Origin of the sequence: Rheinheimera metallidurans, assembly GCF_036983985.1 — a bacterium.
Classification (GTDB): Bacteria; Pseudomonadota; Gammaproteobacteria; order Enterobacterales; family Alteromonadaceae; genus Alishewanella; species Alishewanella metallidurans.
Genome location: NZ_JALAHQ010000001.1, coordinates 1,049,133 through 1,065,453, shown reverse-complemented (window position 1 = coordinate 1,065,453; position 16,321 = coordinate 1,049,133). Strand labels below are relative to the sequence as shown.

The 16,321-nt window shown below is 44.8% G+C and carries 10 protein-coding genes and 1 tRNA gene; 5 read left to right on the top strand and 6 right to left on the bottom strand.

Features of this window, described 5'->3' with window-relative positions; all coding sequences use genetic code 11:
- Nucleotides 1-6 precede the first annotated feature (6 nt).
- From atcC to MN199_RS04985, 4 genes are all read left to right on the top strand, one after another.
- Nucleotides 7-900, top strand: a complete 894-nt coding sequence (gene atcC, locus MN199_RS05000; RefSeq protein ID WP_335738614.1) for a cold adaptation protein AtcC — start codon at nucleotides 7-9, stop codon at nucleotides 898-900.
- 68 nt (nucleotides 901-968) lie between these two features.
- Nucleotides 969-1,505 (top strand): phosphatase PAP2 family protein, encoded by a 537-nt coding sequence (locus tag MN199_RS04995; RefSeq protein ID WP_132582967.1) that lies wholly within the window; start codon nucleotides 969-971, stop codon nucleotides 1,503-1,505.
- A gap of 158 nt (nucleotides 1,506-1,663) precedes the next feature.
- The gene (gene fusA / locus MN199_RS04990; RefSeq protein ID WP_335738613.1) at nucleotides 1,664-3,760 is read left to right on the top strand and encodes an elongation factor G; all 2,097 of its coding nucleotides are present in this window, start codon (nucleotides 1,664-1,666) and stop codon (nucleotides 3,758-3,760) included.
- Between the two features lie 236 nt (nucleotides 3,761-3,996).
- A complete protein-coding gene (locus MN199_RS04985) occupies nucleotides 3,997-5,274 on the top strand; it encodes an acetyl-CoA hydrolase/transferase family protein (RefSeq protein ID WP_335738612.1) in 1,278 nt (425 codons plus the stop codon).
- A gap of 37 nt (nucleotides 5,275-5,311) precedes the next feature.
- Here MN199_RS04985 and MN199_RS04980 read toward each other — a convergent pair whose 3' ends face one another.
- From MN199_RS04980 to MN199_RS04955, 6 genes are all read right to left on the bottom strand, one after another.
- A complete protein-coding gene (locus tag MN199_RS04980; RefSeq protein WP_335738611.1) occupies nucleotides 5,312-7,108 on the bottom strand; it encodes a M14 family metallopeptidase in 1,797 nt (598 codons plus the stop codon).
- Nucleotides 7,108-10,188, bottom strand: coding sequence for an efflux RND transporter permease subunit (locus MN199_RS04975; protein WP_335738610.1), 3,081 nt, complete (start codon nucleotides 10,186-10,188; stop codon nucleotides 7,108-7,110). Before MN199_RS04975 ends, MN199_RS04980 begins: the two co-directional genes overlap by 1 nt.
- Nucleotides 10,189-10,190: 2 nt before the next feature.
- The gene (locus tag MN199_RS04970) at nucleotides 10,191-11,285 is read right to left on the bottom strand and encodes an efflux RND transporter periplasmic adaptor subunit (RefSeq protein WP_132582957.1); all 1,095 of its coding nucleotides are present in this window, start codon (nucleotides 11,283-11,285) and stop codon (nucleotides 10,191-10,193) included.
- 175 nt (nucleotides 11,286-11,460) lie between these two features.
- Nucleotides 11,461-12,246 carry a putative porin gene (locus MN199_RS04965; RefSeq protein WP_132582955.1) on the bottom strand — a complete coding sequence of 262 codons (786 nt, stop codon included), beginning with the start codon at nucleotides 12,244-12,246 and terminating at the stop codon, nucleotides 11,461-11,463.
- Between the two features lie 119 nt (nucleotides 12,247-12,365).
- A complete protein-coding gene (uvrB, locus tag MN199_RS04960; protein ID WP_335738609.1) occupies nucleotides 12,366-14,363 on the bottom strand; it encodes an excinuclease ABC subunit UvrB in 1,998 nt (665 codons plus the stop codon).
- The gene (locus MN199_RS04955) at nucleotides 14,360-15,718 is read right to left on the bottom strand and encodes an MATE family efflux transporter (protein ID WP_132582951.1); all 1,359 of its coding nucleotides are present in this window, start codon (nucleotides 15,716-15,718) and stop codon (nucleotides 14,360-14,362) included. The genes uvrB and MN199_RS04955 overlap by 4 nt, the downstream gene beginning before the upstream one ends.
- Nucleotides 15,719-16,245: 527 nt before the next feature.
- Here MN199_RS04955 and MN199_RS04950 point away from each other — a divergent pair.
- A tRNA-Asn gene (locus MN199_RS04950) sits at nucleotides 16,246-16,319 on the top strand.
- Nucleotides 16,320-16,321: the final 2 nt, after the last annotated feature.

The following is a 16,321-nucleotide window of genomic DNA, read 5'->3' as shown; positions in this document are numbered from 1 at the left end:
TATTTCATGCAGTTAATACTACGTGATGGCAGTTTTGGCCCGTTTTTAACCCAGGTGATCAGCAAAGCTCAGGCCGCAGAAACCTTAAGCAGCGCACAGCTAACTCAGCTGAAAAGCAAAGCGGTGTTAATGAGCCTTAAATTTGCCGATAAATTTTATAATAAATATAAAATGCATTTACTAGAGCAAGCGGCCTGCGACATCATCGGCATAGTAAGCTTGGGGCTACAAGAGCTAAGCGATAACGATACCGAACGCGCACTTGGGCTATTGCTCGCACCAGAAGGTATTGTAAAGCCGTTTCAAAAAGGCTGGAGTATGCTGGCAACGGTAAGTAAAAAAACGGGTAAAAACTCGCTGTACGGTGATGTAGAAGAACAGTTAGTGCAAAATATATCTAGCCCACCAGATGCAGAAGATTGGCACGGTTGGGCACACTATCAAACCGCCTTAACCGAGCATCGCCGCAGCCAGTCAATGCAGCTATTACAACAACAGTTTTACGTACGCACGCACTTTGATGAGTTTGATCATTTTAGTTTGGAAGAAGTACTGGCCGAAGTGGTGTTATATCGCGCTCTAACTGGCAGCGATAAAGTACGCCAAGATTTAAAACAACGGCTACGCACTATTACACTGCAAGAGCATTGGTTTAACCCGACCTTTATTGAACTGCAAACCGAAGCAACCTTAGCGCAATTGCCAGCGGCTAACGCCGAGGCTATCCGCCAAGATTTAGGCCAGCACTTTATTCCCGCGCTGTTGCGTACTTTATCCTTTGCGAAAGACTATCAAGCATTAGCCTTAACCGACGCCACGCCAGAACGGCTTGACGCATTGGAAGGTAAACAAGGCTTAACCAATCCTTTACTGGGTTGGCCGCAGTATATTGAGTTTTAATAATGCGCGTTGTAACAACTTGGGCTTTAAATATTATCGCTATCTAAGCAAAAATTTACGGAGTAAGCATGAAACCGCGCATTTATTACTGGGCCATTAGCGCACTACTAAGCCTTATGCCGTTGCAAAACGCGCAGGCTAATAGCGAAGATAAAGCTGCTGATGTACTGCGTATTGCCATACCAGCAGCAGCCTGGGGCATGAGCCAATATCTAGGCGATGACGAGGGTACAACGCAATTCTATTATAGTTTTGCCAGCACTATTGCCGCGACCTATGCCTTAAAAAGTACTATTCATAAAAATCGCCCGGATGGCTCAGATAACGATGCCTTTCCATCCGGTCACAGTGCCATGGCCTTTCAAGGTGCGGCCTTTTTACAACGCCGGTACGGTTGGCAGTATGGTGCGCCCGCTTATGCTCTAGCTACCTACGTTGGTTATACCCGAGTAAAAAATGATCATCATGATACTGGCGATGTTGTCGCTGGTGCATTAATTGGTATTGCTGCCAGTTATTATTTTAGTAAACCCTATTACGGTTTTCAGATCACGCCTACTGCGGGCCTTAGTACTGTTGGCTTACACATTAGTAAGCAGTGGTAAAACTACATAGCTTTAACAGCGTAGATCGACAATTTTACAAGACAATATTGCAGCACGAATAAAAAACCATCGCTTTATCTTGTTTTTTTTCGGGTAAATCGATTTGAAATCCTGTATATTGTCGCACTATTTTCAAACCCTAGCTTAATGAGATTACTATGTCAGCAGATTTATCCTTATACAGAAACATTGGTATCTTCGCCCACGTTGATGCCGGCAAAACCACCACTACGGAACGTATCCTGAAACTGACCGGTAAAATACATAAAGCCGGGGATACGCACGATGGTTCAACAACTACCGACTTTATGGAACAAGAAGCTGAGCGTGGTATTACTATCCAGTCAGCTGCTGTAACTTGTTTTTGGAAAGGTTACCGTTTTAACGTTATTGATACCCCGGGCCACGTTGACTTTACGGTTGAAGTTTACCGTTCATTAAAAGTACTGGATGGCGGTATCGGTGTATTCTGTGGTTCTGGCGGTGTTGAACCTCAGTCAGAAACCAACTGGCGTTATGCGAACGATGCAGAAGTAGCTCGTCTAATCTTCATCAACAAACTTGACCGTATCGGTTCAGATTTTATCCGCGTAACTGAACAAGTTAAAAAAGTATTAGGCGCAACGCCACTTATCATGACCTTACCTATCGGTCGTGAAGAAACATTCTGTGGTGTAGTTGATCTATTAACTCGTAAAGCTTACATCTGGGATGACTCAGGTAACCCTGATAACTTCACCGTATCTGACGTACCAGCTGATATGGCTGATGACGTTGAAATGTACCGCGAGCAGTTAGTAGAAACGGCTGTTGAGCAAGACGACGATTTATTAATGGCTTACATGGAAGGCGAACAGCCTTCAATTGAAGATTTAAAGCGTTGTATTCGTAAAGGCACACGTGATTTAGCATTCTTCCCTACATACTGTGGTTCTGCCTTTAAAAACAAAGGTATGCAATTAGTATTAGACGCGGTTGTTGACTATTTACCATCGCCAACTGAAGTTGACCCACAGCCTCTGACTGATGAAGAAGGCAACCCAAATGGCAAGTTCGCCGTTGTTTCTGCTGACGAGCCGTTCCGCGCATTAGCGTTCAAAATCATGGATGACCGTTTTGGCGCCCTAACCTTCGTACGCGTATACTCTGGCGTATTGAACAAAGGCGATACCATCCTTAACTCATTCACGGGTAAAACTGAACGTATCGGCCGTATGGTTGAAATGTACGCGAATGACCGTATCGATTTAACCTCAGCTCAGGCTGGTGACATCATTGCGCTAGTAGGTATGAAAAATAATACCCAAACTGGCCACACATTGTGTGATCCTAAGCATGAATGTACGCTAGAGCCAATGGTATTCCCAGAGCCAGTAATTTCAATCTCTGTAACGCCAAAAGACAAAAACTCAGTTGATAAAATGGGTATTGCTATTGGTAAGATGGTTTCAGAAGATCCAACTTTCCGTGTTGAAACTGATACCGATTCAGGTGAAACCATTTTACGTGGTATGGGTGAATTACACTTAGATATCAAAGTAGATATTTTAAAACGTACCTACGGTGTTGATTTAGTTGTTGGTCAGCCTCAGGTTGCTTACCGTGAAACTATTACTCGCGAAATCGAAGATAGCTACACGCACAAGAAGCAATCTGGTGGTTCTGGTCAGTTTGGTAAAATTGACTACTTCATTCGCCCTGGCGAGCAAAACACTGGCTTTAAATTTAAGTCTACAGTAGTTGGTGGTAGCGTTCCGAAAGAATTCTTCCCAGCCATTGAAAAAGGCTTCCAGTCTATGATGACTACAGGTCCTCTGGCCGGTTTCCCAGTATTAGACGTTGAAGTTGAACTGGTAGACGGTGGTTTCCACGCCGTTGACTCATCAGCTATCGCGTTTGAAATCGCGGCTAAAGGTGCATTCCGTCAAAGTATGCCAAAAGCAGGCCCGCAATTACTTGAGCCAATCATGAAGGTTGACGTGTTCACCCCAGAAGATCACGTTGGTGATGTTATCGGTGACTTAAACCGTCGTCGCGGCATGATCTCTGGTCAAGAAGCTGGCGCTTCTGGCGTACGGATCAAAGCTGACGTGCCATTATCAGAAATGTTTGGTTATATCAGCAGCCTGCGTACAATGACATCAGGTCGTGGTCAGTTCTCTATGGAATTTGCTCACTATGCTGCATGCCCTAACAACGTAGCTGAAGCGGTAATAGCTAAAGAAAAAGAAAAGAAAGCAGCTAAAAACAACTAAGCTGTTTGCTTTAAGCAAAAGCCCCGCTGGCATCACGCCGCGGGGCTTTTTCATTTCGACAATACCTCTAACGAGCAGATTAAAAAAATTAATAGCGGTAGCATTACTAACACCTTATTCATTATCCTTTAGTTTTATAACACTGGCTGTAACTCTTTGATCCCTGTCATAATGTGCGCACAGAAAACGGTTAGGCTAAATGTTACTTAATCTAGAAACGCTAGGAGATCACACCAATGCGAGTTGATAGTGCAGAACAAGCTCTACAAATTTTATCCGATAATGATTCAATCTGGTGCCATTCAATGGCGGCTACCCCCTACTACCTATTACAAGCGCTAGCCAAGGTTGCACTTAGCAAGCGCAACCTAACCTTGCTGCAACTGCATACTGAAAATAGCGAAATGCTTTGTGCGCCAGAGCTTGAAGGCCATTTACGCCAGCGCTGTTTTTTTGTTGGTCGCAGCACACGCAATGCGGTTAACTGTGGCCGAGCCGATTATGTACCGATTTTTTTATCAGAAATTCCTAAGCTATTTCGTCGCCACGAACAAAAATTAGATGTTGCATTAATTCAGGTGTCGCCACCAGATAATCATGGTTTTTGCAGCCTTGGCGTATCAGTTGAAGCCACTCGTGCCGCGTTACAAATGGCAAAAAAAGTGATTGCTTGGGTTAACCCAATGATGCCACGCACTCATGGTGATTCGTTTATTCATATTAGCCAAATTGACCGCTATGTTGAGCATGCCGCGGCTATTCCACTGCACTTACCGGCAGCACAGGATGCGATAACCGACAAAATAGGTAGCAATGTAGCCAGCCTTATTCGCGATGGTGATTGCTTACAAATGGGTATTGGCGCGATTCCTGATGCGACATTGCGTTATCTTACTGATCGCCAGCATTTAGGTATTCATACCGAAATGTTTTCAGATGGTGTATTGCCACTGATTGAAAGCGGCGTTATTACCAACCAAAATAAACGCAAACACCGCGGCAAAATTGTTACCACCTTTGCTATGGGTAGCCAGAAGCTATATGACTTTATCGACGATAATCCACTGGTTAGCTTTCTTGATGTGGAATACACCAATGACACGGCAGTAATACGCCAAAATCCGCAGGTTGTGGCAATTAATAGTGCGTTACAAGTCGATTTAAGCGGTCAGGTCTGTGCTGACTCGTTAGGTACTAAAGTATATTCAGGTGTCGGCGGGCAAATGGACTTTGTTCGTGGTGCTTCGTTATCTGAGGGCGGCCGCGCTATTATCGCCCTGCCCGCTACTGCCGCCGGTGGTAAGGTATCACGTATTAGCTCGCTATTAAGCCCTGGTGCCGGTGTAGTTACTACCCGTGCTCACGCCCACTATATTGTGACTGAATACGGTATTGCTAACCTAAGAGCAAAAAGCTTAACCGAACGCGCGCGCGGGCTAATTGATATTGCCGCCCCCGAATTTCGGGCCAGCCTAGCTGAACAGGCTTGGCACGATTGGGGTTTAAAAGTATAGCTTTAGGCTAAGTCGAGATAGAGATGCAAGCGCAAGCCTACATCTCTATTAATACCGGATATTTAAGGTAATTTTGGTCGTAATACGGCATCTGGCGATAAAACCAGTTATAACGCTCACGAGGGCTGCTACGCAGTGCTGCATCATTTGCCAGTGCTTGTTCAAACTGCTGCTTTAAATCGGGCTGCTGCTCTAGCATGGCGTTAATTAGCGGCTCTATCGCATAGGGCTCAAAGTATTCAGTACGCTCAAATAGGGTTGGGAAGAAGCCCCAACTAAAGAATGAGTCTGGCGCACTTGGTTCTAGCAGCGCTACCGCCAACCGTCCCAGCGGCTGATCTGTACTCACCTTTATCCAACCCGCAGTTAAGTTACGACTGACATTTTCCTTACTAAATTGCACATTTTGCGGCATAAAATGCCCTTCAATCGGGGCATTAGTAAAACTATGACGGGTTACCGTTAACTGCTGTGCAGTCAGTTTTTGTGGCGCGGTTAATACACTTAACTCAATGCCATGTATTTTCAAACGCTGGATCACCTCGTGCTGCTCAGGTGGCAACCAATAAGCTTTAGGAATAACAGTTTCTTTATCTGCTACTTTATCCCAAAATATTGGCAGTTTTTCGTATAACTTCGGCTCGCCGGTCCAGTACACATAGGTATCGCCACTAACGGCTGAAGGTTTAAGTTGATAAGCCATACCTTTAAAATCGACAAATTCAGGCTGTTCACTGGCTTTATAACTTAACACCATGCGTTTAGGCCGCGCTTGTAAATCAGCTTGTCGGGCTAAAATAAGCGCTTTGCCTTGCTCATTAAGTAATTTTAACGTTTGCTCTAGCAAAACATAGGTACCGAGTACCCGCTGACGGTAAGGTTTGAGACTATGGTTTTCTACCAACACCGTTGGCAAATGCCTAACATCACCATAACCATTAGAGTAACGTGGGCTAGCTGTCCAGCCGCTAATGCCTTTACTGAAATCTTTGCTATCAACACCAAATACTAACGGTCCGGGAATATGCCCAGCATGAGTTAGTGCAGCATTTACCGCGGGCCGATATAATTTGGCTAACCAACTGGCACCATTGGGGCTAATCGCAGCAAAGGGTTCGTTAAAGCCATAAGTAATGTCGTACTGATAATCTTCGCCATCAGTAACGTGAATATCGATATATAAATCCGGTTGATACCGGTTTATTACATCAATTAATACGCGCATTTCTGGCGTGTCGGCTTTAGCGTAATCACGGTTTAAATTCAGATTTTGCGCAGTTGCGCGCCAGCCTTGGGTTATTGGACCGCGCTGGTTCATCCGACTGGTAACCGAACGACGTTCGTGACCATCTGGCGAGAATACCGGGATAAATAACAAATCAGTATTAGCGAGTAAATTAGCTTTATCACCATGGGCAATATCACGCAGTAACATTAAACCTGCATCTTTACCGTCAATTTCACCGCTATGAATACCGGCTTGCACTAATAACATTGGCCTTTGTGGGTTTTGTGCAATCTTATGCAGTGCCGAACTGGCCTTAACTAAGTACAACGGCCGCCCCTGCGCACTTGAGCCTAGCTGCTCTAGCTCTAGTAAATCAGAGCTATCAACCAGTTTGCGTAGATACGCTAAGGTAGCGGCATAATTGGGGCTATCAGTTAAATCAGTAAGCTCAGCTGGGCTAACCCAAGGATGATTTTTATTTTTAATTAAGGCTTCACTCGCCCCCTGCCACTGCGGTAATGGGGGTAACCAATCAGTAGCGGCAAAAGCACCCGCACTTAACAGTACGGTACTAACGAATACTGGAGATATAAACTTACTGATCATTATTCTGTTCTCGTTTTTATTTTAAATACTGTGCAATACAACACAGGTAAGAATAACAAGGTGAGTACTGTCGCAAAACCTAAGCCAAACATAATAACTACTGCCATACTGGCAAAAAAATCGTCTACGAGTAACGGCACCATGCCAAGAATAGTGGTTATTGCCGCCATAGCAACCGGCCGCACCCGACTAACCGCACTTTCAAATACGGCTAAATACGCTTCTTTGCCTTGCTCTAACTCAAGCTTAATTTGCTCGACCAGTACAATACCATTTTTAACCAGCATGCCGGACAAACTAAGAAAGCCCAATAGCGCCATAAAACCAAAAGGGGCGCCCATTAAGCTTAAACCAAAGCTGACTCCAATAACCGCTAACGGCACACAGGCCCAGATCACTAGCGCTGAGCGTAATGAATTAAACAACAACACGGTAATAATAAACATTACCAGATAACCTAAAGGTAGCGAACCAAATAGCGCCTTTTGCGCTTTTTGCTGCTTTTCATATTCGCCACCCCAGTGTAAAAAATAACCCGCAGGTAAGGGTATGGCTTCAATCTTATCTTTTACTCGCGCTAGCAAGTTCGCTGCGGTATCGTCGCCAAGAATATCGTGGTCAGCCATTACTGTTATGGTGCGCTTACGATCACGGCGCTGTATTTGTGCATCTTCCCACTGCAAATCAAAACCATTAACCACTTGGGTAATAGGGATATAGCGGCCAAGTTTACTGCTGTATACCTGTAAGTCATATAAGGCATCAACATTATCACGTTCGCTAAGCGGAGAGCGCACAACAATAGGTAATAAATGCGTACCGTCACGATACACACCAAAGGTTTTACCCGATAAACTGCTAAGCATCACATCATCAATATCTTGTTTGCTTATGCCGGCACGGCGCGCCATAGCTTCATTAAATCTTGGCCGGATCAGCTTTTGCCTATTACGCCAGTTGTCGCGAACATTATGCGCACCGGCATCGGCGAGTAATATCGCTTGTGCTTGCTCAGATAACTGCCGTAACACATCAGGATCAGCGCCGCTAAACCGCGCTTCAACTTTAGCAGGGGTTGATGGCCCTACTTCCAAGCGCATTAGCTTAGATTCAATATTGGGATAATGCAGATAAATATGCTCGCGCACCTGAGCCATTATTGCCGGCAACATGGCTTTATCTGCCATGCGCACAATGAGCTGACTGTAATCAGCATATATTTTTTCTGGCTGGTAAGTCAGCATAAAGCGCTCAGCGCCGCGGCCAGAGGTTGAGGTAATATTAATTACACCCTCTTGCTGTTGCAAATAGGCCATAATTTCTTCTGCTTGCGCCGTGGAATACTGAATATCTGTGCCAGCAGGCTGCCACAAATCAACGAGAAAAATAGGCGTATTAGAGGGCGGAAAAAACACCTGCTTTACCTTGGTGAATACCAATAGACTGCTAACTAGCAACGCTAAAGTTAAGATATAAGTTAGGGCGCGATAACGCAGCGCTAAGCGCAGAGCCGTGCGATAGACGTTAAAAATAACACCTTTGTATAGGTCCGCATCATTAGTTTGTGTATTGTTTTCTGTAGAATTTGCTGGCGACAACCGATCTTTAAATAACATACTGGCAAAAAATGGCGTTAAGGTAACGGCTGTTACCCAGCTGAGTAACAATGACACTAGCAATACCCAAAACAAACTGCCCGCAAACTCGCCAGTAGCGTCGCTAGATAAACCTATAGGCGCAAATGCCGTTATCGCAATAACGGTGGCGCCAAGCAGTGGCCACTGAGTTTGCTTAACAATTAACGATGCCGCGTCTGCTAATTTTAAACGGCGCTGCATACCAATTAATATGCCCTCGGTTATCACAATGGCATTATCAACCAGCATACCTAAAGCAATAATTAATGCCCCAAGCGACACGCGCTGCAGTTCAATTTGCATTTGCCGCATAAATATAAAGGTGCCAAGCACGGTAAGTAATAAAATTAAGCCTATTAAAAAGCCACTGCGCAGCCCCATAAATACCAGCAGCACGATAACCACAATAGCCACAGCTTCGGCCAAGTTAATAATAAACCCGGTTACCGATTGCGATACTTCATCCGGCTGGTTGTATATGGTGTGCAGCTCTATACCCATTGGCCGATTATAATTTAGCTGTTGTAAACGCAGCGCAACCTGCTCGCCAGCTTTTACTACGTTTACGCCAGAGCTAAACGAAATGCCCAAAGTAAGGGCATTTTTACCGGCTTGGCGGATCACCTGCATCGGTGTTTCGGTTGGCGCGCGATACACGGTGGCAATATCGCCAAGGTAAATTAGCTCACTTGCGGCGGGGTTACTTATAATTAGGCTTTCAAGTTCAGATACATGCTGAAACTCGCCAGTAGGGTGAATTCTAATACGTTCGGCATCAACTTTAATTGAACCTGCATTTGACACCACATTTTGGCTTTGAAACAGGTTAGCCAACTGCGCGGGTGAAATACCAATTGCGGCTAAGCGTGAGCGAGAAATTTCAACAATTACCTGTTCCTGCTGTGCACCACCAACCACTATTTTACCTACCACCGACAAGGTAACTAATTCACGACGCAGAAAATCAACGTAGTCACGCAGCTCATCATCAGTAAAACCATCACCGGTAACCGCATATAAAATACCATAGACATCGCCAAAATCGTCGCGGACACTGGGCGCACCAACACCAGGTGGCAGTTGGCCTTGTAAGTCACTGACTTTATGCCGTAGTTCGTCCCAAATTTGCTTTAGCTCTTTAGCTCGATAAGTGTCTTTCATATCAACCATAATTTGCGACATACCAGCACTAGACACCGAGGTAACATGATCGACATAAGGCAGTTGTTGAATGGCATTTTCCAGCAAATAGCTAACTTCTTCTTCCACTTGTTGCGGTGAAGCACCTGGATACTGCGTAATGATCATGGCTTGTTTTAGCGTAAACTGCGGATCTTCTAAACGGCCTAAACCACTATAAGCAATAGCGCCGCCAAATAATAAAATTAAGGCAAACAGCCATGATGAGGTACGGTTTTTAATAAAGTAAGCGGCAAAATCCATGATTACAGCCCCCGCTCACGCACCCACGGCCTTACTTGCTGTTTTTCACTAAGCTGCTGCACGCCAGCACTAACAATCTGCTCGCCCACTTTCACACCTGAGGTTACGGCTAAACCGGCACTCGTTAGTTCGCCAATGGTAATTAAACGTTGGTTAACTTGCTGTGATTCAGGGTTATACACCCAAACATAATTCTGTTGCTCATCCACACTTTGCGCTGCAGGGCTAAACACCGCACTGGCGGGAATATAACTAATATAATTGTCGTGACGGCTAACTTTATCCATCTGCACAATAACGTTAGCCGTCATGCCAGAAAACACATTAAACTCTTCTGGGTTCGGCATACTAAACACCACTTTATAGCTATTCGTTGCTGCGTCTGGGCGAGTATTCCATTCTTTAATTTTTGCTTGATAACGATATTTTGGATGCGTGTCAAAAATCACATCGGGCTTATAATCGACCTCTTTTTTTACGCTAGAAATAACATCTTCTGGCACTTGGATTACAATATCGATACTGCCACGTAACTGCAGCTCTAAAATAGGTTGTTGCGCGGCCACGTTTTCATGATTTTCAATTAACTGATGAGAAATAATGCCGGCAAAAGGCGCATGTAGCTCGGTATAACTTAACGCGGTTGTGCTGGTTTTTAAATCTGCTGATGCTACCTGAAACTGGGCTTTAGCTTCATCAAATACCGATTGTGATACCAGTTTTTGCGCTAACAATTGCTCTGCCCGCTCGTATTGGGTTTTGGCCAGCTCAAAACGCGCATTAGCTTGCTCTACTTTTAGGGCTAAGTCAGTGTCGTCCAGCTTGGCTAAAAGTTGCCCAGCCACAACACTATGCCCAGGTCGCACCAATACCTTAGTTAACTTACCGCCAACCCTAAAGGTTAATCTTACATTTTCGCTAGGCTCGACTACCGCCGGAAACTGCCGGATCACCCCTGCACCACCGGCATTGACGGTAAACAGTTTAACCGGCCGAATTAAAGGCTCTGTTACCTGCTCTGTAGCGTGCTCACACGCGTTAAGAAAAAATACAACAGAGAGTATAAAAGCAGAACACAGCAGGTTCTTAGCTGGCATAGTAAGGGTTCCTAACAATCAAATTAACAGGTATAGCCTAGCTTATTGGCGATATTTTGCGCAATAACAGCAACATAGGGGTATGTGCCGGCTAAGTATAAACCTGTTAATTTAATTCAGAAAGGAAAAACCCGCCAAGTTGGCGGGTAAGTTGAAGCGAACTGCTGCTATCGTGCTAGAAACGGTAGCTAGCACCTAACTGATATTGCTCTTCACCAGAGCCAAGATAGTCAAAGCTAACCGCAGCACGCAGTGCAATATTCGGCTGCAAATACCAACTACCCCGCACGGTTATGCTATCGCTGTTGGCGTTAACCACGTCATCTGAGGTCCAATCATAGGCTAAACCTAACGCAATATTACGGCCAAAATAGTAATCTGCCGCTACGCTGTATTCCGAGTCGTTATCGCCGCGCACGTCCATAAAACTGGCTTCAATATTAATAAAGTTACCATTATCTAACGCCATCAGTTTTTTCGTGCTAATACCATATTCAGTATAGCTACCAACACTGTCTGGCCTGATATTACGTGCATCGAGTTTAACCAGCCAATCAGAGCTAATAAACAAACCAGCGCTGGCTAAGATGGCGCGGTCTTTACTGCCATTCAGTTCTAATAATTGCGCGCTCGCATAAAAGTTGTGGCTTATATCTTTGTATTCGCCACCAATAGACCAATTGCTGCTACTTTGGCTAGTAGCACCTAAATCTATATCTGTGTAGCTATATGTGCCGTTAACGCTAGCAATGCGGCTTAAAAAGCCGGCTTCGGCGAAAGGCGCTTTGCCATTTAAATTAACTGGGGCAAGATAAAATTGATGCGCTAAATTCCACTGTTGCAGCTCGGCGCCATTTATATCAAGCCAGCCAAAGTTAGCGTCTGTCTGATGTTGAAAAGTACTAGCAAATGTCGAAGCCGAAAAAACCGTAACCAAGGTTGCAAGTATTGTACGTCTCATAATTGTCCCTTACTAAATAAATGCACGTGATCGAGCAGGTATGCCAGATCGGGCGCATGTTAGCAGCTATGTCTGAACGATCAATGAATTCGGGCTATTTAGCTAACTCTACAAGGCATTTATAATTCTAATAACGCTTGTTTAAGCATATGCACCTTGTCTCGCAGCGCAGCCGCTTGCTCAAATTCAAGATCACGCGCATGTTGCAGCATTTTTTGTTCAAGCTGCTTAATTTCGGCCTCAACTTGGTACGGTGTTTTACCTTTAACTAAGCGCAGCTTCTCCGCCACCATAGGTAACGCTTGGTTAGTGTCTTGCCCCAAATCCATTACATCAGATATTTTCTTTTTAATCGCGGTTGGCGAAATACCATGATCTAGGTTGAATTGCTGCTGCTTTACGCGGCGGCGATCGGTTTCATCAATAGCCCGTTGCATTGAACCGGTAATACGATCTGCATACAAAATAGCGCGGCCTGATAAGTTACGCGCGGCACGGCCAATAGTTTGGATCAGCGAGCGCTCTGAGCGTAAAAAGCCTTCTTTGTCCGCATCTAAAATAGCCACTAATGACACTTCAGGAATATCTAAGCCTTCACGCAATAGGTTAATGCCCACTAAAACATCAAATACGCCTAAGCGTAAATCGCGGATAATCTCCATCCGCTCGACAGTGTCGATATCTGAGTGTAAATAACGCACCTTAACACCATGATCATGCAGATACTCACTTAAGTTTTCGGCCATTTTTTTCGTTAGCGTGGTTACCAGAACCCGTTCTTTTCGCTCAGCACGAATAAAAGCTTCAGACAGTAAATCGTCTACCTGACTGGCTACCGGCCTAATTTCAATGATTGGGTCAAGCAAGCCGGTTGGTCTTACTACTTGTTCAACAACCTCGCCAGCAGACTGCTCAAGCTCGTATACGGCAGGTGTTGCCGATACATAAATGCGTTGTGGCGCTATGGCTTCAAATTCATCAAATTTTAATGGCCGATTATCCAACGCAGACGGCAAGCGAAAACCATAGTTAACCAAGTTTTCTTTGCGTGAGCGGTCGCCTTTATACATAGCGCCTATTTGCGACACCGTAACGTGCGACTCATCAATAAACATCAAGCCGTCAGCGGGAAAATAATCTAGTAAGGTTGGTGGCGGCTCGCCATTGGCTCGGCCAGATAAATAGCGTGAATAGTTTTCGATACCTGAGCAATACCCCAGCTCTACCATCATTTCAATATCAAACAAGGTACGCTGGCTTAGACGTTGCTCTTCTACCAGCTTATTGTTGGTAATTAACTCTTCACGGCGCTGCTTTAATTCTATTTTTATTTCATCTACCGCCGCCAAAATTTTCTCGCGTGGTGTCACATAGTGCGTTTTCGGGTACACGGTAAAACGAGTTACTACTTTTTCTACGGCGCCAGTTAGCGGGTCGAAAATACTCAGCCGCTCAATTTCTTCATCAAACAGCTCGATACGCACCGCAATATCGTCAGATTCAGCCGGAAACACGTCAATAACATCGCCGCGCACACGATAAGTTGCGCGCTGAAACTCAATATCATTGCGGCTATATTGCAACTCGGCCAAACGGCGCAAAATAAAACGCTGGTCAACAATATCGCCCACTTTTAAATGCAGCAACATTTTCATGTACGATTCTGGATCACCCAAACCATAGATCGCAGAAACCGAGGCAATAATAATAACGTCACGGCGCTCCATCAGTGCTTTGGTTGCTGACAAACGCATTTGTTCTATATGCTCATTAATCGACGCATCTTTTTCAATAAAGGTATCGGTAGAGGGCACATACGCTTCTGGCTGATAATAATCGTAATACGAAACAAAATACTCGACCGAATTATGCGGAAAAAACTCTTTCATTTCGCCGTATAGTTGCGCCGCTAAAGTTTTATTATGCGCCATGATTAACGTTGGCCGGTCAACCTGTGCAATAACATTGGCCATGGTAAAGGTTTTACCCGAGCCAGTAACACCCAGTAAGGTTTGATGGGCTAAGCCAGACTCAAGACCTTCAACCAATTTATCTATAGCTTGAGGCTGATCACCCGCCGGCTTGTATTGCGAAACCAATTCAAAATGACGTGTCATGCTGTAACCTCAGATACCGTGCGCGTTACCGCATAATTAAACCAGCGCCACGCTAGCACTGCAGTACACAGATTGGCGATAACGCAGCCAATAAATAAGCCGGTAATACCAAATAAATTTCCGCCCAACCATGCCATCGGCACATAAAATATAAATAAGCGCACTAAACTCAGTGCCAACGCACTACCGGGCTTATGTAGCGCATTAAACGATGAATTCGTTAAAATAGTGATGCCCTGTAAACCATACCCTAACGGTACCAGCCAAATAAATAAACACACAATACGTACCACTTCTGGCTCGTCACTAAATACTCGTGCTAGCGGATACGCCAGTACGGCTAACACTAGATAGATGCCAAACTGCCAAAACAGCACAAAACGGCCACACAAACGATACGCTTGTTGCACCCGCTGCATAATGCCTGCGCCGTAATTCTGGCTAATAAAAGGCGGTAAGGTCATCGATAATGCCAGCACGACTATGCAAGCGATGCTTTCTAGCCTTGCACCAACACCAAAAGCAGCAACCGCTTGCGCACCATAGCTTGCCATCATGGCCGTTAAAATAGCCATCGCTAACGGCGTTAACATATTGGCACCAGCAGCGGGTAAACCAATACGCAAAATTTTACGACAAATAGTAAGCAGTTCAACAGCGTTGATCCAATGGGTACTAATCAGTTGGCGTTTGATTAATAAATGCAGAATAAGCACCGCGCCCAACACCCAAGAAGCAAGGGTTGCAATAGCCGCGCCTTGCATACCCATCGCCGGTATTGGCCCCAAACCAAAAATAAGTATCGGGTCTAACACCGCATTCACTAAACCTGAACACACCATAATAATGCTCGGCGTTTTCGTATCGCCGGCAGCACGAAGCACTGCATTTCCTACCATGGGTAGCACTAATAACACCGCGCCACAAAACCAGATGTCCATATATTGATGAATATAAACGAGGGTGTCGGCATCAGCACCCAGCAAGGAAAATAGCGGTGCACTAAAACAAAACCCCAACACCGCCAATATTGCAACTAACGCTGACGACAACGCTAACGCAACTTGACCGTCATTTCGGGCATCATCTAAACGCCCTGCACCCAGAGCTTTAGCAATAACTGCAGAGGTTCCAATGCTTAAGCCTATAGATAAGCTAATTAGGGCAAAAGATACCGGAAAGGTAAAACTGATAGCGGCAAGTTGAACCGTACCGAGCATGCTAATAAAAAACGTATCGACCAAAGAAAACGTCATTAACGTAATCATGCCTACTAACATTGGCAATGTCATAGCGACAAGCGTGGCTTGAATATCGTCTTTAGTTAATGAATAGGTGCTTTTTTTTCTGGTCATAATTACAAATTGGATCCGACGTAGCGCCATTGTAAAGAAAAGCCTGAGTGCAAGCTATGCCGTTTCATCCTGATTTTCTACTCAATGATGGTATTTATCTAAATACCCCATTTGTAGTAAAACAGTTCACAAATCCACCGAGGAAAGCCAATTCGGCTCGCAAAGCATAGCCACAGCAGACACGCCAACGTAACTCATTGTTATAAAACAAATAAAATATTCGTCGCAAGTTGCTTGACCTGCAGCCAAGCCAATAGACACCGGTGTTTCCCCAACTAACACGCTGACAACTCACAGAGTTATCCACAGATTCTGTGGGTAACTCTGTGCAGTGCGCATAGACACTAGGCATAGCTCAGTTTTTTTAGTGCTATATAAAAAATTTAATTTTTTTCAGAAAAAGTTGCTGCTACAAACAGCGCTTTGTTCAAACATTATGCAAGTAGCTCAAGTTAGTGAAAATCAGTGATTCAAAGTGTTGACAGGGGGTATAGCTGGCATTAGTATTGCGCCCCGTTGAATGCTGTTCCCTAGTAGCTCAGTTGGTTAGAGCGGCGGACTGTTAATCCGTAGGTCACTGGTTCGAGTCCAGTCTGGGGAGCC